This is a genomic window from Bradyrhizobium sp. USDA 376 (genome assembly GCF_054063675.1).
Map to the genome: position 1 here is coordinate 7,890,819 of NZ_JBSSGN010000001.1, position 23,403 is coordinate 7,914,221.

General features: G+C 65.1%; 20 protein-coding genes. 5 read left to right on the forward strand and 15 right to left on the reverse strand.

The genetic code is table 11. The features are described 5' to 3' along the window. Positions 1 to 3 precede the first annotated feature (3 nt). From ACVJ19_RS37195 to ACVJ19_RS37205, 3 genes are all read right to left on the reverse strand, one after another. Entirely contained in the window at positions 4 to 1,287 is a 1,284-nt protein-coding gene (locus ACVJ19_RS37195) for a cystathionine gamma-synthase family protein (RefSeq protein ID WP_453953999.1), read from the reverse strand. Between the two features lie 239 nt (positions 1,288 to 1,526). Beyond that, positions 1,527 to 1,976 carry a c-type cytochrome gene (locus ACVJ19_RS37200; protein ID WP_453954001.1) on the reverse strand — a complete coding sequence of 150 codons (450 nt, stop codon included), beginning with the start codon at positions 1,974 to 1,976 and terminating at the stop codon, positions 1,527 to 1,529. 126 nt (positions 1,977 to 2,102) lie between these two features. Further along, positions 2,103 to 4,412 (reverse strand): xanthine dehydrogenase family protein molybdopterin-binding subunit, encoded by a 2,310-nt coding sequence (locus tag ACVJ19_RS37205; protein WP_453954002.1) that lies wholly within the window; start codon positions 4,410 to 4,412, stop codon positions 2,103 to 2,105. Positions 4,413 to 4,586: 174 nt separating this feature from the next. Between ACVJ19_RS37205 and ACVJ19_RS37210 the strand changes: the two genes are divergently transcribed. Both ACVJ19_RS37210 and ACVJ19_RS37215 read left to right on the forward strand, forming a co-directional pair. After that, the gene (locus ACVJ19_RS37210) at positions 4,587 to 4,841 is read left to right on the forward strand and encodes an amino acid kinase family protein (protein WP_183240039.1); all 255 of its coding nucleotides are present in this window, start codon (positions 4,587 to 4,589) and stop codon (positions 4,839 to 4,841) included. Continuing rightward, positions 4,838 to 5,578: a Fic/DOC family protein gene (locus ACVJ19_RS37215; RefSeq protein ID WP_453954003.1), complete on the forward strand. Its 741-nt coding sequence runs from the start codon at positions 4,838 to 4,840 to the stop codon at positions 5,576 to 5,578. The genes ACVJ19_RS37210 and ACVJ19_RS37215 overlap by 4 nt, the downstream gene beginning before the upstream one ends. Before the next feature lie 12 nt (positions 5,579 to 5,590). On the opposite strand, the gene ACVJ19_RS37220 is transcribed toward ACVJ19_RS37215, so the two are convergent. Together ACVJ19_RS37220 and ACVJ19_RS37225 are read right to left on the reverse strand one after the other, a co-directional pair. Next, a complete protein-coding gene (locus ACVJ19_RS37220) occupies positions 5,591 to 6,526 on the reverse strand; it encodes a DUF1152 domain-containing protein (RefSeq protein WP_453954004.1) in 936 nt (311 codons plus the stop codon). A gap of 26 nt (positions 6,527 to 6,552) precedes the next feature. Next, a complete protein-coding gene (locus ACVJ19_RS37225; RefSeq protein ID WP_453954005.1) occupies positions 6,553 to 6,828 on the reverse strand; it encodes a DUF1127 domain-containing protein in 276 nt (91 codons plus the stop codon). 303 nt (positions 6,829 to 7,131) lie between these two features. Here ACVJ19_RS37225 and ACVJ19_RS37230 point away from each other — a divergent pair, with 303 nt between their 5' ends. Next, complete coding sequence (locus ACVJ19_RS37230; protein ID WP_453954006.1) at positions 7,132 to 7,671, forward strand: hypothetical protein; 540 nt, start codon at positions 7,132 to 7,134, stop codon at positions 7,669 to 7,671. 57 nt (positions 7,672 to 7,728) lie between these two features. On the opposite strand, the gene murJ is transcribed toward ACVJ19_RS37230, so the two are convergent. From murJ to ACVJ19_RS37255, 5 genes are all read right to left on the reverse strand, one after another. Beyond that, a complete protein-coding gene (gene murJ, locus ACVJ19_RS37235; protein WP_453954007.1) occupies positions 7,729 to 9,255 on the reverse strand; it encodes a murein biosynthesis integral membrane protein MurJ in 1,527 nt (508 codons plus the stop codon). Positions 9,256 to 9,442: 187 nt separating this feature from the next. Beyond that, entirely contained in the window at positions 9,443 to 10,594 is a 1,152-nt protein-coding gene (locus tag ACVJ19_RS37240; protein ID WP_453954008.1) for a DegT/DnrJ/EryC1/StrS family aminotransferase, read from the reverse strand. Between the two features lie 39 nt (positions 10,595 to 10,633). Then, positions 10,634 to 11,638, reverse strand: coding sequence for a Gfo/Idh/MocA family oxidoreductase (locus tag ACVJ19_RS37245; protein WP_453954009.1), 1,005 nt, complete (start codon positions 11,636 to 11,638; stop codon positions 10,634 to 10,636). Positions 11,639 to 11,821: 183 nt separating this feature from the next. Beyond that, complete coding sequence (locus ACVJ19_RS37250; protein WP_453954010.1) at positions 11,822 to 13,234, reverse strand: mannose-1-phosphate guanylyltransferase/mannose-6-phosphate isomerase; 1,413 nt, start codon at positions 13,232 to 13,234, stop codon at positions 11,822 to 11,824. A 7-nt stretch (positions 13,235 to 13,241) separates the two neighbouring features. After that, the gene (locus ACVJ19_RS37255; RefSeq protein WP_453954012.1) at positions 13,242 to 14,231 is read right to left on the reverse strand and encodes an SDR family NAD(P)-dependent oxidoreductase; all 990 of its coding nucleotides are present in this window, start codon (positions 14,229 to 14,231) and stop codon (positions 13,242 to 13,244) included. 243 nt (positions 14,232 to 14,474) lie between these two features. Here ACVJ19_RS37255 and ACVJ19_RS37260 point away from each other — a divergent pair, with 243 nt between their 5' ends. Next, positions 14,475 to 15,434 carry a lysylphosphatidylglycerol synthase transmembrane domain-containing protein gene (locus tag ACVJ19_RS37260; RefSeq protein ID WP_453954013.1) on the forward strand — a complete coding sequence of 320 codons (960 nt, stop codon included), beginning with the start codon at positions 14,475 to 14,477 and terminating at the stop codon, positions 15,432 to 15,434. After that, the gene (locus tag ACVJ19_RS37265; protein ID WP_453954015.1) at positions 15,431 to 16,450 is read left to right on the forward strand and encodes a glycosyl transferase; all 1,020 of its coding nucleotides are present in this window, start codon (positions 15,431 to 15,433) and stop codon (positions 16,448 to 16,450) included. The genes ACVJ19_RS37260 and ACVJ19_RS37265 overlap by 4 nt, the downstream gene beginning before the upstream one ends. Here the strand turns inward: ACVJ19_RS37265 and ACVJ19_RS37270 are convergent. From ACVJ19_RS37270 to rfaE1, 5 genes are all read right to left on the reverse strand, one after another. After that, positions 16,438 to 17,385, reverse strand: a complete 948-nt coding sequence (locus ACVJ19_RS37270) for an NAD-dependent epimerase/dehydratase family protein (RefSeq protein WP_453954016.1) — start codon at positions 17,383 to 17,385, stop codon at positions 16,438 to 16,440. The two genes, ACVJ19_RS37265 and ACVJ19_RS37270, sit on opposite strands and share 13 nt — an antisense overlap. Next, positions 17,382 to 18,614, reverse strand: a complete 1,233-nt coding sequence (locus ACVJ19_RS37275) for a glycosyltransferase family 4 protein (RefSeq protein ID WP_453954017.1) — start codon at positions 18,612 to 18,614, stop codon at positions 17,382 to 17,384. The genes ACVJ19_RS37270 and ACVJ19_RS37275 overlap by 4 nt, the downstream gene beginning before the upstream one ends. A gap of 2 nt (positions 18,615 to 18,616) precedes the next feature. Continuing rightward, positions 18,617 to 20,527 (reverse strand): SDR family NAD(P)-dependent oxidoreductase, encoded by a 1,911-nt coding sequence (locus tag ACVJ19_RS37280; RefSeq protein WP_453954018.1) that lies wholly within the window; start codon positions 20,525 to 20,527, stop codon positions 18,617 to 18,619. An 84-nt stretch (positions 20,528 to 20,611) separates the two neighbouring features. Next, complete coding sequence (locus ACVJ19_RS37285; RefSeq protein ID WP_453955282.1) at positions 20,612 to 21,865, reverse strand: O-antigen ligase family protein; 1,254 nt, start codon at positions 21,863 to 21,865, stop codon at positions 20,612 to 20,614. Positions 21,866 to 21,915: 50 nt separating this feature from the next. After that, positions 21,916 to 23,400, reverse strand: coding sequence for a D-glycero-beta-D-manno-heptose-7-phosphate kinase (gene rfaE1 / locus ACVJ19_RS37290; RefSeq protein WP_453954019.1), 1,485 nt, complete (start codon positions 23,398 to 23,400; stop codon positions 21,916 to 21,918). Positions 23,401 to 23,403: the final 3 nt, after the last annotated feature.

A 23,403-nucleotide genomic window follows, 5' to 3' on the forward strand; every position in this document is an offset into this window, starting at 1 on the left:
CGCTCAAGCCGCGTTCAGCGCCTGCGCGAGATCCGCGATCAGATCCGACGGGTTCTCGATGCCGATCGACAGCCGGATCGTGGAATCGAGCACGCCGATTTTTTGGCGGATCTCGGCGGGAACGCCGGAATGGGTCATTGTTGCGGGCAGGCTCGCGAGCGACTCGGTGCCGCCAAGGCTCACAGCCAGCTTGAGGATCTGCAGCGCGTTGAGGAATTTCGCCGCCGCCTCCTTGCCGCCGATGATGTCGAACGAGAAGGTCGATCCCGCCCCCAGGCATTGCCGCGCGAACACGCGCCCCGAGGGCGAGTCCTGCTCGTGATGACCGAGATAGTGCACCCTGGCGACCTTGGGGTGGTCGCGCAGATAGCTCGCCACCAGGCGCGCATTCACATCGGCCTTTTCCATGCGCAGGCTCAGCGTCTCGAGCGAGCGGTTGATCATCCAGCAGGAATGCGGATCGAGCTGGGTGCCGATGGCGCCGCGCAGCGCCTTGATGCCCTTCATGATCGCCTTCGATCCGAGCGCGGCGCCCGCAATCAGGTCGGAATGGCCGCCGACATATTTGGTCAGAGAATACAGCGACAGGTCCGCGCCATGCTCGATCGGCCGCTGAAACACCGGCCCGAGCAGCGTGTTGTCGCAGGCGATGATCGGCGTGTGTCCCTGGGCCTTGCCGACGGAATCGGCGATGCGGCGGATCATCGCGATGTCGACGAGGCCGTTGGTCGGGTTGGCCGGGGTCTCGATCAGGATCATCGAAACCCGCCCCCTACCCATCGCCTCCTCCGAGGCCTGCCTGACGGATGCTTCATCGATGCCGTCGGCAAAGCCGACCGCGCCGATCGACAGGCGCGCCAGCGTGTTCGTCAGCAGCGTCTCCGTCCCGCCATAGAGCGGCTGGGAGTGCAGGATGACGTCGCCGGGACGGACGAAGGCGAGAATCGTGGTCGCGATCGCCGCCATGCCCGAGGAGAACAGCGCGCAGCTCTCGGTGCGCTCATAGACCGCGAGCCTGTCCTCGACGATTTCGCTGTTGGGATGGTTGAAGCGCGAATAGACCAGGCCCGCGCCCATGCCTTCCGGCGGCTCGCGCCGGCCGGCAACGTAATCGAAGAAGTCCTGCCCGTCCTCGGCGGTCTTGAACACGAAGGTCGAGGTCAGGAACACCGGAGGCTTGATCGCACCTTCCGACAATTGCGGATCATAGCCATAGGTCAGCATCAGGGTTTCCGGATGCAGCATATGGTTGCCGATATGGGTCTTCGACGGGAACGGTTTTACCATGGCCTGCCTCGCTGTTGGTTCAGCTGCCCGCCGCGCGTTGGAACTCCCGACGTCGTGAGGCTTTCGGGAGAAGGATGCGTCGACTCGTGTCAGCGCACGGCCGTTGGCGCAAAGATAGCCGCTCCGACAGCGATCCGTCAGGCCTTGCGGACAGAAATTCTACCGCGCAGCGAGTCGCAGCCACACAAAAAAGGCGGCTGCTTTCGCAACCGCCTTTTTCCTGATGCCTCGTCGCCCGGTTATTTCAACTTCACCCGATAAGTTTCGTGACAATCGTTGCAGCGGTCGTTAACCGAGGTGTAGGCGGCCTTCAGGCTCGCGACATCGGTGATCTTGCCCTTGACGTCGGCGATCGCCTTCTGCACCGGCGGGATCTTGGAGTCGAAATCGGCCTTGTTCTGCCAGACCTTCGGCGAGGCGCCATAAGTCGCGTTGACGACATCCTGCTTGGGATTGACCTCGAAGGTCTTTGCGATCTTGGCAACATCGGCCTCGATGCTGGCGATGGCCTGATCGGCGGCCTTCTTGTCGAAGGGGATCTCGCCCTTCGTCATCTTCTGGATCACGCCATACTGGCTCTTGGCGATCGAGCGCATCAGATTGTCCTGCTGGACGGCAATCTCCTGTTGCGCCATGACGGCGCCCGCGCCGAGCACGAGGGCGCCCGCGACAATCATCGTCCGTTTCATTGGTCCGTTTCTCCGGCTCTCGAGACGTTCAGGGAATGAGACTTCACCGGCTTCACGTGAAGCCGGGACCCATCATGGGTAGAACCCCGCGCGGCGCGTTTATTCCCGTGCGCGCGGAGATCGGGTTCAGAGGCTGTGGCGGCGACGGTGCTCGCTGATGGCGATCCACACCCGCTCCGGCGTTGCCGGCATGTCGATGTGGTCGATCTTGTATTCGCGCCAGAGGGCGTCGACGATGGCGTTGACGATGGCCGGACAGGAGCCGATCGCGCCAGCCTCGCCCGCCCCCTTCACCCCCAGCGGATTGGTCTTGCAGGGGACATTGTGGGTCTCGAACACGAAAGACGGACCGTCCGCCGCGCGCGGCAGCGCATAGTCCATGTAGGTGGCGGTGATGAGCTGGCCGTCGGTCGGCCCATAGACCACCTGCTCCATCAAGGCCTGGCCGATGCCCTGCATGGCGCCGCCATGGACCTGGCCCGCCAGCAGCAGCGGATTGAGCGTCTTGCCGAAATCGTCGACGATCACGTAGTTGACGATCTTGATGATGCCGGTGGCCGGGTCGATCTCGACCTCCGCCAGATGCGTGCCGTTCGGATAGGTGCCGTCGGCGCTGGCGAAGGTCGCGCTGCCGTTGAGCTTCGACGGATCGACGCCGGGCCGCTTGGCGAGATCGGCGAACGAGATCGAACGATCGGTGCCGGAGATGCGCACGATGCCATCGGTGATCTCGAGATCGCCGGCGCTGGCTTCCAGCGCCTGCGCCGCGATCTCCTTGAGCTTCGAGCCGAGTTCGCGCGTGGCGCGCTCGACGCTGACGCCGCCCGAGGGAATCGAGGCCGAGCCGCCGGTGCCGAGGCCCGTCGCGATCTCGTCGGTGTCGCCCTGGCGGACGTGGACGCGCTCGGGCGCGACGCCGAACTGCTCGGCGACGATCTGCGCATAGGCGGTCTGGTGGCCCTGCCCGCTCGACTGTGTGCCGATGAGGACGGTGACGTCGCCATTGGGATCGAGGCGGACATTGGCCGTCTCCTCACCCATCACGCCGCAAATCTCGACATAGCTCGCAAGGCCGATGCCGCGGATCAGGCCGCCCTTCTTGGCCGCCTTGGCGCGCTTGGGAAATTCCTTCCACTCGGCGATCTCCATCGCGCGCTTCAGATGCGCGGCGAAGTCGCCGGAATCATAGACCTTGCCGGTCGCGGTCTTGTAGGGCAGCGCCTTCGGCTGAATGAAATTCTTGCGACGGATGGCGTCCGACGTCATGTCGAGTTTTCGCGCGCAGGCATCGACGAGACGTTCGATGACGTAGGCTGCCTCGGGCCGGCCCGCGCCGCGATAGGCATCGACCGGCACGCTGTGGGTGAAGATGGTGCGCACCCGGCAGTGGAAGGCCTGGATGTCGTAGAGGCCCGGCAGCATGCCGGCGCCGCCATGGGGGATGTAGGGCCCGAAGGTCGACAGATACGCGCCCATGTCGCCCATCAGGTCGCAATCCATGGCGAGAAACTTGCCGTCCTCGGCCAGCGCCATCTTCGCGGTGGTGACGTTGTCGCGGCCCTGCGCATCGCCCATGAAATGCTCGGAGCGGTCGGCCGCCCATTTCACCGCCTTCTTCAGCTTGCGCGCCGCGACCGCCATCAGGGCGTATTCGCGGTACGGAAACAGCTTTGTGCCAAAACCGCCGCCGACGTCCGGGCAGATCACCCGCATCTTGTCGGTGGGGATGTTGAGCACGTTCTGGCAGAGGATGTCGCGCAGGCGGTGGCTGCCCTGGCTGCCGACCGTCAGCGTCAGATGGTCGCGCTTGGCGTCGTATTCGCAGACGGCCGCGCGCGTCTCCATGAAGCTCGCGACCACGCGCGGATTGACGATGGAGATTTCGGCCACCGCATGCGCCTTGGCGAAGGCAGCTTCCGTCGCGGCCTTGTCGCCGATCGAGACGTCGAACAGCACGTTGCCGGCCTTGTCCGGCCAGACCTGCGGCGCGCCCTTCTTCACAGCATTGACGACGCCGGTCACCGCCGGCAGCGGCGACCATTTGACCTCGATCGCCTCGATCGCGTCGCGGGCCTGATCGATGGTCTCGGCGACGACGAAGGCGATGGAATCGCCGACATGGCGCACTTCGTCCTTGGCGAGGATCGGGTAAGGCGGGCCGGTGAACGGATCGGTCTCGAGATTGAACAGGCAGGGCAGATTGCCGAGATCCTTGACGTCGTCGGCGGTCAGGATCAGCGCGACGCCGGGAAGCCCGCGGGCGCGGCTCGCATCGATGGTGTATTTGGCATGCGCATGCGGCGAGCGCAGCATCAAGCAGCGGAGCGCGGCCTGCGGCGCGTAATCGTCGGTATAGCGGCCCTTGCCGCGGATGAGCGCGTCATCCTCCTTGCGCAGCACGCTTTGGCCAACGCCGAACTTGATGGGAGCAGCCATTGTCTTGACCCGTCCTATGGTTGTTTTGCCGGCATATTGCCGTGGAAAAAGTGGCAAGGCAAATGGGTTTGGGCGTGCAGACTCCCGGCGCCCTGGTCCCTGGGCTTGGCCCGGATGCCGCAACATGATGGATTTTCGGGCCTCTCCGTACTATATTGAAGACGAGGAGAATCCATGTCCGCTCGACGTTCTGCGACCCGGCCCCGCTATACCGCCGAAGTCATTCGACGGCTTGCGAGCAGCAACAACGTGGCGGTCGTTGTGTCATCAAACGACGTTTTTGCTCACCACGCCACACGCCTCTCCGGCGATGACGTGAAATTCGATGATATCGAGAACACCATTGTTGCCCTGCAACGAGCCGGGATTTTGAGCCGCGTCCAGGCGGTACGCCTTCAGGCACGCTATCTGCGCGAAAGCCGTCCGTGACCTTCGATCCTTTCGGTGATTTTGCGACGCAAGGTTACTTGCGCAACGTCGCAAAAGCCAAGGATCCCGACATTGTTCAGCGTCTTCTTCACAATTCGTTCCTAACCGGCATCGATGCCGCCGTAGAGTATCTTCAGGCGCGATCGTCCCTGACCTACGCCGACGTGCAGCAGACCCACAAGACGCTTTTCGAAGCGGTGTTTCCATGGGCCGGAGAGGACCGCCTCAAGAATGCGCCCCACATCTTTGTGAAAAAGGGATCCGTTCTCTTTGCGCATCCAAGCGACATTCGCAAAGCCATCAACTACGCGCTGGAGAAGGGCCAAGACAGGGCCTTCATGGCGAAAAAACCGGGCGAGGTGATGGGCTATCTCGCCTATGGACATCCCTTCCTCGACGGTAACGGACGCACGATTATGCTGGTTCATGCAGAGATGGCGCGGCGTGCCGCGATCAGCATCGATTGGTCCGCCACCGGCAAGGATGAATACCTTACGGCCTTGACCCAAGAGCTCGATGAGCCTGGCAAGGGCAAACTCGACACCTATCTAAAGCCATTTGTTCAGGAGAGCCCCGACCCGAAGGGACTTGCCGACGCCATCAAGGCCGCACCAGGTCTAGACGGCAGCGATGCGGATACGGTCGCTGGCGATACCAATGATCCGGCGCTCAATGCCCGCTACGAAGCACAAGAACTCAAGCGCAATCGCGCGCAAGGCTCCGGACAAGAGGGCTGAACTGGCGCCATGTCAGAGTGGAATTGGGCGGAAAGGCCGCAGCTCGGTCATTTCTCTGTGAAGATCGATGATTCTGCGGGCGTCCTCCGCACGCTCAGTCTCGGCCAGCTGGCCCGCATAGGCCATGCGACGAACCACCGCTGAGGACTGGAACGTCCAATATTGCGTCATCAGCGGGTTGATAAAAAGTTCATTTCCGCTGGTTCGGTTGGTGGCATGATAGTTGCCGAACTCGCCCCGCAGTGCACTCGCGATCGAATTGCACACAATGCTTGGGTGCTGGGGCTGACGCTGGTTGGCGTAGTCGACGAGATCGAGGAAGGCATCGGCCTCCCTGCTGCCCTGCGACAGCGAGAACATGCCGAGAAACCCGCCATCGCGAATCAGCTGGGCGGTGTTCTCGAGGAAGGCGTGATGCGAAACGCCGTGATAATGATCCACTCCGAAGCCGATCGCGGCGAGCAGCACGTTTTCGCCCGCGGCCTGATCGGCAGCCACGAGCGAGACAGCGTCCTCGACGACGCTTCCGGCGCCGGGCTCATCGCCGAACACGAGACTGTCGGTCCCGCCGTCAACTAGGACCACGGTATCGATGTCATGGGAAGCGATGATCCATCGATACGCCGCCGCGAGCGGCCGAACACCGCTTTTCGCAAAGGCGTAGATCGGCACGAGCTGCTCGCGGCGACCAAGCCATTCGGCCAGCCACTTCTCCGGGAAGTAAGGAATCTCGGCGGCGCGCTGATCGACGCGCCAAATCGCCTCCCCGACACGCTCGCCGCCGCATAGCCATAAGTTCGTGAAGGAGAAGCTGGCGAACACCACCTCCTTACCTCGCGCCGTCAGATGCTGGGCGAGCGGGACCCCGGCGAAAACGTCGAAGCCGCCGCCACAGCCTGCGACAAGCACTTTGCTTGCGTGGTCGAGTCGTTCAAGAAACGGAATCATGCCCGAAGAACTCTACGGTTGATCACCTACATCGCGCCGCGGCTCCACAGATCCGTCGCGCGATCTCGCAGCCTTTCGATAGCACGCTCAGGCGTGATGGAGTCGATCTCGCCACGCGTCAGGCCGATGTCCATCAGCTCCCGATCACTCAGGTCGTGCAAGCTGACTCGTGGGCTCCGGCGCTGCTCCAAAAAGGCTCGCCAATATCGCTTGAGCAAGCTCAAGGCGATGGAAAAGTCGAGGCCGCGCCTCGCGGCATCGCCCTCCGCCTCGCATGTGCTGTTCGTCAATTGTGGTGGCATCGGATGCTCCTGCTGTTGTGCCGGCAGGGAGCGTGGCCAAAGAAAAGGCCCCGTCCGATGCCGGCGGGGCCCTTGTGAAAAGATGTCGTCGACGAATTCCTAGCGCGCGACTCCTTCCACGGCCCAGCCGAAGCGGGTCATGTCCGAGAGGTTAACGTTGCGCACGGATTTGATCATGAGCGGACAATAGCATGGCAATCGCATAAAATCAAGAGATGTGCGGATGTCGGTTGCAGCCTTGAGGCGAGCCCCCTGCGGCGGCACTACGCGAGCCTACGCCGACGTGCACCAAATTCCGCCCGAATGCTTACCTCTATTCCCGGATTGTCTTCTGAGGGCATTGTGATGCGCTTTCGAATAATCGCTGCCGTCATAGCCATTGCGATCAGCGGACCTGCGGGCGCCGATCCTTTCCTTCAGCGTCCCGTTATTCGATTTGGTCAGCCGGTGCGGATAGCGTTGCCTGACTTTGTCGCTGCCGGCCCTTCGGAGACTGAACTAGCCAATTCACTCTCGCGGACCATTGCCTCTGATCTCAAGCAAAGCAGCGTGTTCGAGTTGGTTGATCAGGTGGCATTCCTGAAAAGGAACGTGAATATCGACGTGCCGCCCGAATTTTCCGATTGGCGCAGAACCAGCACACAGGCGTTGATCGCCGGCCGCATCACCCGTCAACCCGATGACCGCGTCAAAGTCGAGTTTAGGCTTTGGGACGTATCCAGTGGCGCACAACTTGCGGGCCGGCAGTATATCGGCAATCCCGACGATCTTAGCGGCATCGCCCATATGATTTCCGGCGACATCTACGAGCGCATCACGTACGAGAAACGTACCTTTGAGTAGAGCTCTGCGCCGATACATTCGCAGACAAAGCGGACGTGACAAACCTGTTGATCTCGCCTAGCCGCGCACCAGCGAGACCAGCCAGCGGCGGCCGAACAGCACGAGGATCGCGAGCACGTAGACGATAGTGCCTCCGACGGCCAACAGGACTAGGGTCAATTCATCCCGGAAGTGTATCGAGCCCAGTATCGAAGGGCTGAAGCGCGCAATCAGCCAGAACGCGGCGGCGAGGATCAGCCCAGTCAGCAGGAATTTGCCGAGCGACAACAGCCAGGCGCGGTCCAGCACGAGAAAGCCGCGCCGCACGGCGAAGAACAGCACCAGCAAGAGATTGGTCCAGACACCAACGGCGGTGGCCAGCGCAAGACCGATCTGGGCGAGCGATCCCATCAAGGCGACCTTCAGCGCGACGTTGACGGCAATCCCGGTCAGCGACGCCCGGACCGGCGTTGCGGTGTCCTTGCGCGCGTAGAAGGTCGCGACCGCGCTGCGGATCAGCACGAAGGGGATCAGGCCGATGGCATAGGCCGCGAGCGTCGCGCCGGCGGCGGCCGCGTCGGCCTTCGAGAACGCGCCGCGGGCGAACAGCGCGCGCATGATCGCATCGGGCACGGTGAGGAAGGCCGCGACGAACGGCACCGAAAACAGCAGCGTGAAATCGAAGGCGCGGCGCTGCGCCCTCATCGCGCCGTCATGGTCGTTGGCGGTGATCCGCCGCGACATCTCCGGCAGCAGCACCGTGCCGATGGCGATGCCGATCACGCCGATCGGGAGCTGGTTGAGGCGGTCGGCATAATAGAGCGCCGACAGCGCACCGGCGGGCAGGAAGGTCGCGATGATGGTGTCGGCGAACAGCGCGACCTGCGTGCCCATCGAGCCCAGCGTCGCGGGTCCCAGCGCCCTAAAGAAACCGCGAACGTCTTCGTCGAGCTTGAGCGGCGCAAAGCGCGGCAGACCGCCATGGCGGGCGAGATCGCCGGCGAGCAGGAAATATTGCAGGAAGCCGGAGATGAGGACGCCCCAGGCGGCGGCATGGCCGGCGGTCGGAAACCAGACGGCAACCGCCAGCGTCATCATCATGGCGACGTTGAGGAAGATCGACGCCGCCGCGGCGCTGGCAAAGCGCTGCATCACGTTGAGCATGCCGCCATAGAGCGTCACCAGCGTGATCAGCAGCAGATAGGGAAAGGTGATCCGGGTCAGCTCGATCGCGAGCTTGCGCTGCTCGGCATCCTCGGAAAAGCCCGGCGCCAGAATGCTCATGGCCTGCGGCATGAACAGCCAGGCGACGACCAGCAGCACAATTTGAGAGGCCAGCAGCAGCGTGAAGATGCGGTCGGCGAACAGTTTTGCCGCCGCCTCCCCCTTCTCGCCATGGACATGCGCATAGGCCGGCACCCAGGCGGCGTTGAAGGCGCCTTCGGCGAAGATCGCGCGGAAATGATTGGGCAGCCGCAGCGCCACGAAAAAGGCGTCGGCCACCGGGCCGGCGCCGAGGATCGCCGCGAGCATGATGTCGCGGGCAAATCCCGTCAGCCGCGAGAGCAGCGTGTAACCACCGACCGTGAAGATGCGTCCGAGCATGCGTCTGTTTTAGAGCATGGCGAGATCAGGTCTAGGTGCAAACCGCAGTGGAGGTGTGCTCCCTCCCCCGCTTGCGGGGGAGGGTTGGGGAGAGGGTGTCTCAGCAACGAAGACTCCCCCAGAGGAGAGAGCCCTCACCCGCGCCTTCGGCGCGACCTCTCCAGCAAGCAGGAGAGGTGAAGCAAGATCAACCCGCGAGCGCGCCGCGGACGGCGGCGATGATTCGCTCCTGGTCGGCTTCGGTCAGGTAGGCGTGCATCGGCAGGCTGATGACGTCCTGCGACAGGCTCTCGCAACCCGGCAATCCGCCCTCGGCGACCGGATACTGCTTGTAGGCGGTCTGCTGATGCATCGACTTGCCGTAATAGATCGCGGTCGGCACCCCTTGGGCTTTTAGCGCGGCAGCGAAGCCGTCGCGGTCGGTACCCTTCGGCAGGCGAATGGTGTATTGCGCCCAGACCGAGGTATTGCCGGGCGCGAGGCGCGGCACGGTGACGACATTCGACAGTCCACGCGCATAGCGCTCCGCGACCCTGTTACGGGCGGCGATCTCGTCGTCAAAAATCTTCAGCTTCTCGATCAGGACCGCGGCCTGCATGGTGTCGAGCCGGCCGGTGAGGCCGAGGCGGACGTTGTCGTATTTGTCGACGCCTTGCCCGTGCACGCGGATGCTGCGCAGCGTGGCCGCGAGCGCGTCGTCATCGGTGAAGATCGCGCCGCCGTCACCAAAACAGCCGAGCGGCTTTGCCGGGAAGAAGCTGGTCGCGGTCGCGAGCGCCAGCGTGCCGAGCTTGCGGCCCTTGTAGCTCGCGCCAAAGCCTTGGGCGGCATCGTCGAGCACTAACAGGCCCTCGGCCCTGGCGATCTCGGCGATGGCATCGTGATCGGCGGGCTGGCCGAACAGGTCGACCGGAATGACCGCGACCGGCTTCAGGCCGGCCTTGCGGGCGGTCGCGATGCCGCGCTTCAGCGACTCAGGGCTCATGTTGAAGGTCGTCTCGTCGACGTCGACATAGACAGGCGTCGCGCCGGTCCGCGCCACCGGCGAGGCGGTCGCGATGAAGGTGAAGGACGGACACAGCACGGCATCGCCGGGCCCGACATTCATCGCCATCATCACCATCAGGATCGCGTCGGTGCCGCTGGCGCAGCCGATCACGTGCTTGGCGCCTGAGTAGGCCGCGAGCTGCTTCTCGAGCTCGAAAACCTCGGGACCATTGACGAACTGGCAATGGTCCATCACGCGCTTGACGGCCGCATCGAGCGAGGCGCCGAGCCGGCGGCGCTGCGAGGCGACGTCGATGAAGGGAATGGGTTCGGAACGCAGATGCTGGTTCATGGCGCCTTGCGAAGTTTGAGAAGTCGACATGGAAAGGGATCAGCCGGCGACGCGGCGCGGCCCCTTGCGGGCGGGCGCCGTCGCGGCAGGACGCGAGGGCGTCTCCAGGCACTGCGTGGCGATCTCGAGGCTGGCAACGCCCTCATCGCCCGTGACTGCCGGCGTCTCGCCGTTACGCACCGCCTTGAGGAACGCGATCAGCTCGGCGCGGAGCGGCTCGTCATGGCCGACCGGCAGATGCCGCATCGAATAGCTGCCATCCGGCTTGAAGCCGAAGCATTCGGTGACCTGGCGCGTCAAGAGATCGCCCATCACGTATTTGTCGCGGGTCGCGACCGTGACGCTGCGCGCCTTGAACGGCGTCAGCCAGTTGGTGTTGATGTGGGCGAGCACGCCGTTGGCGGTGCGGAACTGCAGGAGCGCGATGTCCTCGCGCTCGGCCACCGCGCTCGACAATTGCGGCTGCACCTCGACGATGTCGGATTCGGTGAACCAGCGGATCAGGTCGATGTCATGCACGGCAAGGTCGATGACGACGCCGACATTGGACATGCGCGGCGGGAACGGGCCGACGCGGGTGATCGCGATGGAGAGAATGTCCTCGCCCGCGATCGCCTGCTTGACCGCGGCGACGGCCGGATTGAAGCGCTCGACATGGCCGACCATCAGCGTCACGCCGGCATCTCGCGCGGCGGCGACGATCTCACGTCCCTCTTCCACCGTGGATGCGATCGGCTTCTCGACCAGAACGTGGATGTTCTTGGCGATGCAGGCGAGCGCGACCTCGTGATGCAGATGGGTGGGCGCAGCGATGGTGACGGCGTCGACGCCGGCGGCAAAGAGCTGGTCGAGCGTCTCGAAGCTCGCGCAATCGGCGAGTTCCGTCGCGCGCGTGCGATGCGCGGGCGACGGATCGACGACGCCGACGAGGCTGACGCCAGGCAGGCCGCTGAGCACGCGCGCATGGTTGCTGCCCATGACGCCCGCGCCAATCACGCCGACGCGCAAGCCGGCCTTTGCCGGTTGTGACCCTTTGGAACTCATCTGAGCAAACCCCGATTCAACGCAAATCCCCGGGCCGCTTCTAGCACGGGTGCCACATTTGTGGCGAATGCCGGCCTGATTGACCGGACACGATTTGATTCAAAAAGTTACACGTTCCCCGGGCCTTAGCCGCTGAAAGAGGCCGTTATTCCGGCCCGGGTCGCGTGATTCGGAGCCTGCTGGTTACGACCTTTGATAGTCGTCTTCAATCCGGATGATGTCGTCTTCCCCGAGATAGGAGCCGGTCTGGACCTCGATCAGCTCCAGCATGATTTTACCGGGGTTCTCCATCCGGTGCACCGCGCCCATCGGGATGTAGATCGACTCGTTCTCGTGCACCGTCTTCACGACCTCGTTCACGGTGACGCGGGCCGCGCCCCGGACCACGATCCAGTGCTCGGCGCGATGATGATGCTTTTGCAGCGACAGGCGCCCGCCGGGCTTCACCACGATGCGCTTGACCTGGTGGCGCTCGCCGTTATCGACCGACTGATAGCTGCCCCAGGGCCGGTGCACCTTGAGATGCTCCTCGGTGACCTTCGGGGCAATCGCCTTGAGCTTGGTCACCAGGCGCTTCAGGCCGTTGGCATCCTTCTGGCGCGAGACGAGCACCGCGTCCGCAGTGGCGACCACGACGAGATCGTCGACGCCTTCGAGCGCGACCAGCGCGGAATCCGTGGTGACGTTGCAGTTGCGGGAATCCTCGAACACCGCGGTGCCGTGCGCCGCGTTGCCCTGCGCGTCCTTCTCGGACAGCTCCCACACCGCGTGCCAGGAACCGACGTCGGACCAGCCGCAGGACACCGGCACCACGGCGGCGCGCGAGGTCTTCTCCATCACGGCGTAGTCGATCGAGATCGCCTTGGCCGCGCCGAACGCCTCGGGCTCCAGCGTCACGAAGCCGAGATCGCGGCCGGCATTGTTGACCGCGTTGGAGATTGCCTCGACGCTTGCCGCATCGACCTTGCGGTATTCGTCGAGCAGGACGCTCGCCGGGAACATGAAGTTGCCGCTGTTCCAGAGATAGCCCGAATTGACGTAGTCGGCCGCCTTCACGGCGTCAGGCTTCTCGACGAAGCGTGCGACCGCATTCACCTGACCGGAGATCACATCGCCCGGGCTGATATAGCCGTATTCGGTCGCGGGCCGCTCCGGCTTGACGCCGAAGGTGACGATGCGCCCGGCGCTCGCGGCGGTGAGGCCTTCGCGGCACGCCGCGACGAAGGCGGCATTGTCCTGCACGACGTGGTCGGCGGCGAGCGCGAGCACGATCGCTTCACTGGCGCGGTTCTGCGCGAACACGGCGCCGGCGGCGATCGCGGGGCCGGAATCGCGCCGCATCGGCTCCAGGATCACGTCGGCCTCGATGCCGATCTCGGCGAGCTGCTCCAGCACCATGAAGCGATAGGACGCATTGGTGATGACGATCGGGCGATCGAACAGCGAGGCGTCAGAGACACGCAGCAGCGTGTCCTGGAAGGTCGAGCGCGTGCCGAACAGCGGCAGGAACTGTTTCGGGCGCACCTCGCGCGAGGCGGGCCACAGCCGCGTGCCGGCACCGCCGCACATGATCAGGGGGATAATGCGTTTGTCCATCGTCATCTCAAACCTTGAAGTAGTCCCGATACCAGGTGACAAAATTACGGACCCCCTGCGCGATCGGCGTTGACGGCGCAAAGCCGGTGTCGCGCATCAGGTCCTCGACATCCGCGAACGTTTCCAAAACGTCTCCCGGCTGCATCGGCAGCAATTCTTTGATCGCCGTCCGACCCAGCTCCTGCTCCAGGAGTCCGACGACATGCATCAGCTCCTCGGGGTGGTGGTTGCCGACATTGTAGACCTTAGACGGCGCATTTGCGGCAGCCGGATCATCCGCAGGCACCCGATCGATCAGCTTGGACACCACACGGGTGACGTCGTCAATATAGGTGAAGTCGCGGCGCATCTTGCCATGGTTAAAGAGCCGGATCGGCCGGCCCTCCATGATGGCGTTCACAAACAGAAACATGGCCATGTCGGGCCGTCCCCACGGGCCGTAGATGGTGAAGAAGCGCAAGGCGGTGACCGGCAGCCGGTAGAGATGGCTGTAGGACTGCGCCATCACCTCGTTGGCCTTCTTGGTCGCAGCGTAGAAGCTCACCGGATGGTCGGTGCGGTCCCCGACCGCAAATGGCAGCTTCGTGTTGGCGCCGTAAACGGAGGATGACGAGGCGTAGACGAGATGGCGGCAGCCGTTGTGGCGGCAGCCCTCCAGCACGTTGAGAAAGCCTGCCAGATTGGAATCGGCGTAAGCCTGCGGCTGCTCGATCGAGTAGCGCACGCCGGCCTGGGCGGCCATATGCACGACTTCAGTGAATCGGTGGCGCGCAAACAGCGCCGCGATGGCTTCGCGGTCGGCGAGATCGGCCTTGACGAACGAGAAACGGGAATCGCGGCGGAGCAGTTCCAGGCGCGCCTGTTTCAGCGCCGGATCATAATAGCTGTTGAGATTGTCGAGCCCGACGACCGGCCGGCCTTCGGCTAAAAGCTGCCGGGCGAGGTGAAAGCCGATGAATCCGGCGGCGCCGGTGACCAAAATCGCCTGATCCGTCATCCTGTTCCCGAGGGACCCGATCCCCGGCCTTTCTGCGCCTCTTTAGCCGCCGCATCGCGGGGGTCGCAAGTGCCGTCCGGCCCGTCATAACGGCCGTTCATGACCGCCGCTTATAACCGCTCCCATCACCGCTCCCTATCACCGCTATTGCAAGATCGGCGCCAAGACCATACCAAAGCGGCCGAATTCGGCGCCTCGCGTCGGGTTGCCACAATCTTCGCAAACCCTGTTCATGCGGGCGAAATGCGCCGAATCCTGCTGTCGACGGCCAAGATCCTGATTTCCGGGGCGCTGCTCTATTTGGCGCTGCGCAAGGTCGATCTGTCCGAACTGTTTTCGCGTTTCACCGTGACCAGCCTGTTCTGGATCGGCCTCGCGATCGCGATCACGTTCCTGCAGATCTTCGTCGGCGTGCTGCGCTGGCGCGAGATCAGCGCCGAATGCGGCGCGCCGCTCGAGCTCGCCCGTGCCATGCGCTACAACGTGATCGGCTCGTTCTTCAACCAGACCCTGCCCTCCGCGATCGGCGGCGATGCGGTCCGGCTGTGGCTGGTCGCGCGTGCCGGCGCCGGCTGGCGCGCGGCGACCTACTCGATCTTCGTCGACCGCGCCATCGGCCTGATCGCGCTTGCGATCCTCATCGTCGCGAGCCTGCCCTGGAGCTATGCCCTCATCACCGATCCGCACGGGCGCTCGGCGCTGCTGCTGGTCGACCTCGCCGCGCTGGCGGGTGGTCTCGGCTTCCTGGTCTTCGGCGCGCTGAAATGGCGCTGGCTGAAAACCTGGTGGGCCACGCATCATATTCACGCCTGCGCCGTGATCGCGAACCGCGTGATCTTCAGCCGCACGCGCGGACCGATCGTCTCGATCCTGTCGCTCGCCGTACACGTGCTCACCGTCGTGATCGCCTGGTGCGTCGTGCAGTCGATCGCCGCTCCGGTCCGCTTCAGCGATGTCTTTCAGCTCGTGCCGCCGGTGATGCTGATCACGATGATGCCGATCTCGATCGCGGGCTGGGGCGTGCGCGAAGCCACCATGGGCCTCGCCTTCGGCTTCGCGGGACTTGCCGCAAACGAGGGCGTCAACATCTCGCTGCTGTTCGGCGCGGTGTACTTCATCGTCGGCGCGGTCGGCGGCCTCGTCTGGATCCTCAGCGCAGAGAAAGCCGCGCAAGGCTCGGCTCAGCTCGGAGTGCCTGAGTGAACCCGGCCACCGAAGCCGTCGCCGCCGTCCCCTCGCTGCTGGCTGTTGCGATCGCCGCGCTGATATCGGCTCTCATCACCTGGACCAGCCGCCCCCTGCTCCAGCGCTACGCGCTGGCGCGGCCGAATGCGCGGTCCTCGCATCGTATCCCGACGCCCCAGGGCGCCGGCATCGCGGTGATCTCGGCGACACTGCTGGTCGCATCCGCATGGGCGGCTTGGGCGAACGTCGCGATCCCGCCGGCGCTGGTCATTGCGACAATCGCGATCGCGCTGGTCGGTTTCGCCGACGACATCGTGTCGCTGCCGGTGACCGTGCGGCTCGTGCTGCAGGCGGCGGCCGTCGGCGCCGTCGTGTTCACCGCACCCGAGACCGCGCGTATCGTGCCGGCGATACCTCTTGCACTGGAGCGCGGCCTCATCCTGCTCGCCGGCATCTGGTTCGTGAACCTCGTCAACTTCATGGACGGGCTCGACCTGATGACGGTGGCCGAAGTCGTGCCGGTCACCGCCGCGCTGCTGCTGCTCGGATGGCTGGGCGATCTGTCCTGGCCGGCCGCACTCGTCGCCGCCACGCTGTGCGGCGCCACGCTCGGCTTCGCGCCCTTCAACAAGCCGGTCGCAAAAGTGTTCTTAGGGGATGTCGGCAGCCTGCCGATCGGCCTCCTGCTCGGCTGGTGCCTGCTCGAGCTCGCCTGGCACGGGCAAGCGGCCGCGGCGTTGCTGCTGCCGGCCTATTACCTCGCCGATGCCACCATCACGCTGTTTCGGCGCATCGCGCGACGCGAGCAGTTCTGGTCGGCGCACCGTTCGCATTTCTATCAGCATGCGACCGACAACGGTTTTTCGGTGTCCCGGGTGACCGGCGAGGTCTTCCTGCTCAACCTCGTGCTCGCAGCGCTGGCGATCCTCGCCGTTCGCGCAGCGATGATGGCGGTCACGCTGCCCGCGCTGCTCGCCGGCGCGATCGCGGTCGGATTCGTGCTGCGGCGTTTCTCCCGCCCTCAAGGCTCCTGAGCCGACAGCGCAAGCTGCAAACCCTCGTCGAGCGAGACCTCCGGCTGCCAGCCGGTTGCGATCGCCTTGGAGACGTTGAGCTCGAGCGAGCCGATCAGGCTGTCATGCGTATCCTGCCGTCCCATCACGTTGAAGAGCATGCCGAGCAGGTCCGGCGGCACGCGGAACAGCCGCGGGACCTTGCCGGAGGCCCGCCCCAGACGCTCGATGAATTCGGGGGTCGAGACCTGTTCCCTGTCGGCCACCAGGAAGATCTCGAAATTGCCGGCGGAATCGGGATGGGAGAGCCGGCGCAGGATGAACGACGAGAGGTTCTGCACGGCAAGGAAAGCGCGGTGATTGCGGATCGCGGCAAAGGGCAGCGGCAGCCCCAGGCTGACCGCACGCGTCAGCAGTGCGAAATTGCCCTTGGCGCCCGCCCCATAGACCAGCGGCGGCCTGATCACCGAGATCTTCATGACGCCGTCGCGCGCCAGCGTCCTCAACCCCGCTTCGGCCGCGGCCTTGGACATGCCGTAGAGGCCGCGCGGCGTCAGGATGTCGTCCTCGCTGAAGGGGGCGCGGCCGTCATTGCTGCGACCGTGCACGAGCACGGTGCTGACGAAGACGAACTGGCGCACGCCGGCCGTCGCCGCCGAGCGCGCCAGATGCAGCGTGCCAGCGATGTTGACGTTGCGGTAGAGCTGAACGGCGTGCTCCTCGTGCTTGTGATGCACGCGCGCGGCAAGATGGACGACGGCGTCGACGCCTTCGAGCGCCGCCTGCCAGTCGGTCTCGGGACCGATCGTCTCGATCACGACCTCGTCCTCGGCGCCTTCAGAGCTGCGCACCGCGCGGCGGACCGACCAGCCCGCGCGTGCGAGCGCGGGCACGACGTGACGGCCGACAAAGCCGCTCGCTCCCGTCACCAGCACGACCGGTTTCCGTTCGCTCATCGTTGCTCCGACAGGTCCGGGTTGCACAACAATTCGTCGACCAGCGCGGCATAGGCGTTCATCGCGGTGACACGATCGAACCTCGCCGCCGCCTTCACCGCGCGCTCCGCCATGGCACCGTCGTCGGAGCGGGAGGCCGCGCGGATTGCGTCTGCGAGCTGATCGGCGCGGCCCGGCGTCACGACCCAGCCAAGCCCGTTCTCCACCACCGTCAACGCGGCCTCTGCCTCCGGCTCCGAGACCAGCGCCACGGGACGGCCGACCGCCAGCAGATTGTAGAACCGGCTCGGTACTGACACCCCTGCAACGTCCTTGCGGTATGGAATGATCCAGAGATTGGCCGACGCCAGAAACGCCTCGAGCTCGGCGTCTTCCACCCGGGCCACGAAGGTCACATTGGGCAGGTTTGCTTCCGCCTGCAACTGCTTCAGCCGCGCAAAGCCGATGCCCCAGCCGGACAGCAGGAAGTGGATATCCGGCTCGTCCTTGAGCAGGCGCGCCGCCTCGAACACGATCTCGGGATCGTGGGTGAAGCCGAGATTGCCCGACAGGCCGACGACGAAACGCGCGGGAATCGCTTTACGGAACGGATTGTCCTGCGCCAGCGGACGCGGCCCGGGCACCAGCGTCGCCCAGTTCGGGATGAAGCGGATCTTGTTCCGTCTCATGCCGGAATAGCTCAGCAGCGGCCGCTCGGCATCGCGGCCGATGGTGATGACGGCGTTGAGCGCGCGGAACATCAGGCTGTTGGCGAAGCGCATCGTCCGCGTCACGATCGAGCCCGGCTTCAGCAGGCCCGCCATCACCAGCACGTCGGGAAAGAGGTCGTGCATGATCAGCGCGGAGCGCGCGCCCCTGAGCCTTGCCGCAGCGGCGACGGCGTAGGGCAGCATGAACGGCGCGGTGACGGTGAGCACGACGTCCCCGCGCCGCAGCTCCCGTATCAGTGCGAAGAACGTGCGCGCCACGAACAGCAGCTCGGACACCCCGCGCCGCACCAGCGCCGCCTTGCCGGCCATCTGGTTCTTGATCGCCACGACGCGCGGCTTGCCCGGCCCGGTCTGCGCGGTCGGCAACGCGCCCGGCGAACCCGACAGCACGACGACCTCATGCACTGCCGCGAGGCGGCAGGCGATCTCGGCCATGATCGCCGCCGTCGTGCTCGGATCCGGCGGATAATGCTGGCTCGCGACGACGATCTTGCCAGCGATCTTGTCTTGCGGCTGCATGGTCAGGCCGCGGTCGACCCGAATTCCGGGACCGCATCCTTCAGGATGGTCCTGATCGTGGCGCGATCGTCGCGGGCGATCGCCTGCTCCAGCGCCGCGATCCATTTGCGCAGCGTCTGCATCGGCGGCTCGTTCGGCTGCGCCGCCATGATGCCGGCGACGCCGATCTCGCGGGTCGGCTCCTCGGAAGCGAACAGGATCTCGTGCAGCCGCTCGCCCGGCCGCATGCCGGTGAACACGATCTCGATGTCGTAGCCCGGCTGCAGGCCGGAGAGGCGGATCATGCGCTCGGCGAGATCGACGATCTTCACCGGCTGGCCCATGTTGAGCACGTAGACCGACACGTCGTGACGCTGCGTTCCGAGCGCATGCGTCGCAGCCGTGATGACGAGATCGCAGGCCTCGCGGATGGTCATGAAGTAGCGGACCATGTCGGGATGCGTCACCGTCACGGGGCCGCCGGCCTCGATCTGGGCCTTGAACTTCGGCACCACCGAGCCGTTGGAGGCCAGCACATTGCCGAACCGGACCGAGATCAGCCGCATCGGTGCCTTGGCGCCGCCGCTGGCGGCAAGATCATGGTCGAGCGCCTGGCAGTACATCTCGGCGAAGCGCTTGGTGAGGCCGAGCATCGACACCGGCTCGATCGCCTTGTCGGTCGAGATCATCACCATGGCCTCGGCGCCGGCGGCGTGCGCGGCATCGGCAACGTTGATCGAACCGAAGATGTTGGTCTTGACGCCCTCGCTCCAGTCGCGTTCGAGGATCGGCACGTGCTTCAGCGCCGCGGCGTGGAACACGATATCCGGCTTGAACTCGGCCATCAGGCGTATGATTCGCTCGCGGTCGCGGATGTCCGCGATCCGTCCTTCGATCGCGGCAGCCGTGCCGTGCGCGGCGAGCGCCTCGGTGACCGCGTAGAGCGCCGGCTCGGAATTTTCGACGATCAGCAGGCGCGCGGCGCCGAAGGCGACGACGCGCTCGCAGATCTCGGAACCGATCGAGCCGCCGCCGCCGGTGACGATCACCGCCTTGCCCCTGATCAGGGCTTCGAGGCGCGCATAGTCGATCTTCTCGCTCGGCCGCAGCAGCAGGTCCTCGACCGCGACGGCCGTGAGGCGCGGCGTATCGCCGCTCTCCAGCGAAGGCATGCGGTTGACGATCACGCCCAGCTTGCGCGCCCGCATCAGGATCGATTCCGGACGCGCCTCAGGCTCGAACGCCGACGGCGTCATCACGAGGCGCGCGATCGGCTTGTTGCGCTTGGCGAAGTCGGCGATCACGTCCTCGACGTCGTCGATACCGCCGAGCACCGGCACGTTGCGGATCAGCTGGCCGCGATCCGAGCTCGACGGCGACAGCACGCCGACCGGCCAGATCCGCTTGATCGCCCCGCTCTCGATGCCACGCAGCAGCACCTCGACATCCGCGGCGCGGCCGATCAGCAGCGTCGGTGCCGCATCGTCGGTGCGGGCATGACGCCGCACCCGCGTGTAGCGGAAATAGCGATAGGCCATGCGCGACGCGCTGAGGAAGGTGATCTCGAGGAACCAGTAGAGGACGATCGTCACCTTGCCGAGGAAGAAGGCGCCGCGGACGTTGGGAGCGACGAAGACGTAGTCCAGCACCAGCAGCGCCACCGTCAGCACGCTCGCGACGCGGATGATGTTCAGCGCGTCCGGCAGCGAGATGAAGCGCCATTTCGTGGTGGTCAGGTTGAAGACGAAGAACACGACCACGCTGAAGGCGAGGAAGTAGGGCAGGATCTGGAACAGCAGCGGCAGGCGGTCGTAGAAGCCGTCTCCGCCCTCGAAACGCAGATAGAACGCGACGAACAGCGCCGCCGTGGTCGCCAGCAGGTCGTGGAGCGCGATCAGAAAATTGCGCAAGGTGAGATGCGAAAGACGCGTCATCCGCCGACCGATGAATATCCCGTTGAGTGCAACCTGACCGCGCTGATAGCCCATCTTAACGGGACTTGCCAGCCGCTCGGCCGTTCAGGAACCGGCTTCCCCCATCTTCGCCTCGGCCTGTTGTGCCCGGATCACCATGCCGCCGGCAACGCCGACGCCGATGACGTACATCCAGCCCGCGTGGAAATCGAACAGATGGGAGTTGAAAAGCGAGGTGAAGACGTTCTGCACCACGACCAGCAGGCCGACCCAGTTGGCGAGGCTATCGCCTCGAAACAAGCGCAGATGCAGGATCCAGATCGCGTAGAGAATGACGATGCCGATGACGCCCCATTGCACGGCGACGTTCAGCGTCTGGTTATGGGGGTTTCCGATCACCTCGGCGGAGGCCTGGTACTGACCGCTGGGTGTGGCGACGCGCTCGAACAATCCGCGCGTCGAGCCCGTCCCATGCCCCTTGATCGGCGCCTCCGCGAAGAAGCCGAGCGACTTCCGCCAGAATTCGAGTCGTAGGCCCGCCGAGGTCGGCTCGCCCTTCTCCACATAGCGCGTGTAGTCGCTGGCAAAGGTGTCGACGGTCCTGTGCAATTGCGGCGAGGCCTGCCAGGCGAGAGCTGCGCCGGCGAGCAGAGCGGCGAAGATGATCGCGATGTTGCGCAAGCGCAAATGAAGCAGCGCGAACACGCCGAACATGATCGGAACGGTGACGAGTGCGGTGCGCGACACCACCACGAAAGCCATGTTGACGAAGAAGCTGAACGCCAGCGCGGTGAGCAGCCCGGCGAGCCAGTAGCGCTTCTCGCGCAGCAACATCACGACCGGATAGGCGAGCGCGACCGCGCATAGCGCGAATTCCTGGCTCTGGTCGATGTAGTTCTTGACGAAGATGCCGCGCTCGGGCGGATCGTTCTTGAGCGCGAGGTTCGGATAGAGGGCGACCAGCCAGGACATCACCGACAGCAGCGCGCACGACACCAGGAAGGCGACGAAGATCCAGCGTCCGCGCGGCGAGCGCTCGAAATGGTAGAGCAGGACCGGCAGCACGAGCAGCTTGACGGTCGGATTGACGGCATAGAAGCGCGCGCCCCAGGCCGCGTCCGACCACAGCGTCCCGACCAGCGCGAGCAGGACCAGCGCGATCGGCGCAATGCAGATCGGCCGCTTCAGCGATTGCAGGAACGCCCGGACGTCGAGGAACGGCACCATGCAGAGAAGCATCAGGGCGTTGAATATCCCCGCCAGCGACGTGGACCAGGGCAGCGAGGCCGCGGTCAGGATGGCGAACCAGTCGACCGTCTCGCTCCAGGCTGCCGGGCTGCGCAAGCGGCGCGACAGCATCTGGCCCGTCGTCTCCCGGGCCAGCGTCGCTTGATCTGTCACTTGAGCAGTCACTTGGCCCCTCCCCGCGCGCGATGCACCAGCGCCGTCGTGCTGAACCCCTGGAGGATGTCGACCAGCACGACCACCCCGCCTGCGGCCTCGACCACGTCGTAGCCGACCACCTGCTCGCGGGTGTAGTCGCCGCCCTTCACCAAGGCGCTCGGCTTGATCCGGGTGATCAGGTCGATCGGCGTGTCCTCCTCGAAGATGACGACGAGATCGACCGCTTCGAGCGCGGCGAGCACCTCGGCACGCGCACGCTCGTCCTGGACGGGACGATCGGCACCCTTCAGCCGCCGCACCGAGGCGTCGCTGTTCAGGCCCACGATCAGGCGGTCGCAGGCGGCGCGCGCCGCGGTCAGCACCTTGACGTGGCCGGGATGCAGGATGTCGAAGCAGCCATTGGTGAAGCCGACGCGGAGGTCCTGGCGCTTCCATTCGGCGAGCTGCGCGTCGAGCGTATCAGGCTCGAGCACGATCTTCTCCTCGGCCGCAAGATAGGCGTGCGGCAGGATCTTTCGCCGCAGCTCGGCCGCGCTCACACTGGCGGTACCCTGCTTGCCGACGGCGACGGCCGCGGCGGCGTTGGCCATGCGCAGCGCGGTGTCCCAGTCCGCGCCCGCCGCGAGCGAGACCGCGAGCGCGGCGGCGACGGTGTCACCGGCGCCGGAGACGTCGCGCACCTTCACGGGAACGGCAGGAACGTGAACGAACCCGCCGCCACGCGGCACCAGCGTCATGCCGTGCTCGCCTTGCGTGACCAGGATCGCCTCGCAATCGGCGAGCCGCATCACGTCCTCGCTGGCATCGGCGATGCTCTGCGGGGTGTCGGCGCGGCTGCGGGTGGCTTCCGAAAATTCCTTGCGATTGGGCGTCAGCAGCGTCGCGCCGCGATAGATCGCCCAATTCAGGCTCTTGGGATCGACGATCACCGGCTTTCCGAGTTTTCGCGCGGCATCGATGGTATGGCGGATCAAGCGCGCGGTCAGCACGCCCTTGGCGTAGTCGGACAGCAGCACGACGTCGGCCCGTGCGATCTGCGGCAGGATCGCCTCGATCAGCTCGGTCTCGATCGCGTCGGAGGCAGGTGCCGCCTGCTCCCAGTCCGCGCGCAGCATGTGCGTGGAAAAATGCTCGGAGACGAAGCGGACCTTTCGCGTGGTCGGCCGCGACGGATCGCACACCAGCACGCTTTCGATTCCGGTCTGCTCGCCCAGCGCTGACGCCAGTCGCCTGCCCGCATCGTCCTCTCCGACGAGGCCGACGAAGATGCAGCGCGCGCCGAGGGAAGCGACATTGCGCGCGACGTTGCCGGCGCCGCCGGTGTGGATCTCGCTGCGCTGGGCGGCGATGACCGGCGTCGGCGCCTCCGGCGAGATCCGCGACACCTCGCCATAGACGAACTCGTCCAGCATGATGTCGCCGATGCAGAGCACCGTGCGGGCCGAGATCGTTTGCGCAAGCGCGTCGAAATCGAGAATGGGCGTCGCCATGAT

Bases quoted from the DNA above. Each gene is read 5' to 3' on its own strand.
- ACVJ19_RS37260 (WP_453954013.1), top strand. From the start codon at position 14,475: ATGCGCCGAATCCTGCTGTCGACGGCCAAGATCCTGATTTCCGGGGCG.
- rfaE1 (WP_453954019.1), bottom strand. From the start codon at position 23,400: ATGGCGACGCCCATTCTCGATTTCGACGCGCTTGCGCAAACGATCTCG.
- ACVJ19_RS37230 (WP_453954006.1), top strand. From the start codon at position 7,132: ATGCTTACCTCTATTCCCGGATTGTCTTCTGAGGGCATTGTGATGCGC.
- ACVJ19_RS37200 (WP_453954001.1), bottom strand. From the start codon at position 1,976: ATGAAACGGACGATGATTGTCGCGGGCGCCCTCGTGCTCGGCGCGGGC.
- ACVJ19_RS37285 (WP_453955282.1), bottom strand. From the start codon at position 21,865: ATGCTGTCGCGCCGCTTGCGCAGCCCGGCAGCCTGGAGCGAGACGGTC.
- ACVJ19_RS37205 (WP_453954002.1), bottom strand. From the start codon at position 4,412: ATGGCTGCTCCCATCAAGTTCGGCGTTGGCCAAAGCGTGCTGCGCAAG.
- ACVJ19_RS37210 (WP_183240039.1), top strand. From the start codon at position 4,587: ATGTCCGCTCGACGTTCTGCGACCCGGCCCCGCTATACCGCCGAAGTC.
- ACVJ19_RS37245 (WP_453954009.1), bottom strand. From the start codon at position 11,638: ATGAGTTCCAAAGGGTCACAACCGGCAAAGGCCGGCTTGCGCGTCGGC.
- ACVJ19_RS37250 (WP_453954010.1), bottom strand. From the start codon at position 13,234: ATGGACAAACGCATTATCCCCCTGATCATGTGCGGCGGTGCCGGCACG.
- ACVJ19_RS37270 (WP_453954016.1), bottom strand. From the start codon at position 17,385: ATGAGCGAACGGAAACCGGTCGTGCTGGTGACGGGAGCGAGCGGCTTT.
- ACVJ19_RS37220 (WP_453954004.1), bottom strand. From the start codon at position 6,526: ATGATTCCGTTTCTTGAACGACTCGACCACGCAAGCAAAGTGCTTGTC.
- ACVJ19_RS37280 (WP_453954018.1), bottom strand. From the start codon at position 20,527: ATGACGCGTCTTTCGCATCTCACCTTGCGCAATTTTCTGATCGCGCTC.
- ACVJ19_RS37225 (WP_453954005.1), bottom strand. From the start codon at position 6,828: ATGCCACCACAATTGACGAACAGCACATGCGAGGCGGAGGGCGATGCC.
- ACVJ19_RS37255 (WP_453954012.1), bottom strand. From the start codon at position 14,231: ATGACGGATCAGGCGATTTTGGTCACCGGCGCCGCCGGATTCATCGGC.
- ACVJ19_RS37275 (WP_453954017.1), bottom strand. From the start codon at position 18,614: ATGCAGCCGCAAGACAAGATCGCTGGCAAGATCGTCGTCGCGAGCCAG.
- ACVJ19_RS37240 (WP_453954008.1), bottom strand. From the start codon at position 10,594: ATGAACCAGCATCTGCGTTCCGAACCCATTCCCTTCATCGACGTCGCC.
- murJ (WP_453954007.1), bottom strand. From the start codon at position 9,255: ATGCTCGGACGCATCTTCACGGTCGGTGGTTACACGCTGCTCTCGCGG.
- ACVJ19_RS37195 (WP_453953999.1), bottom strand. From the start codon at position 1,287: ATGGTAAAACCGTTCCCGTCGAAGACCCATATCGGCAACCATATGCTG.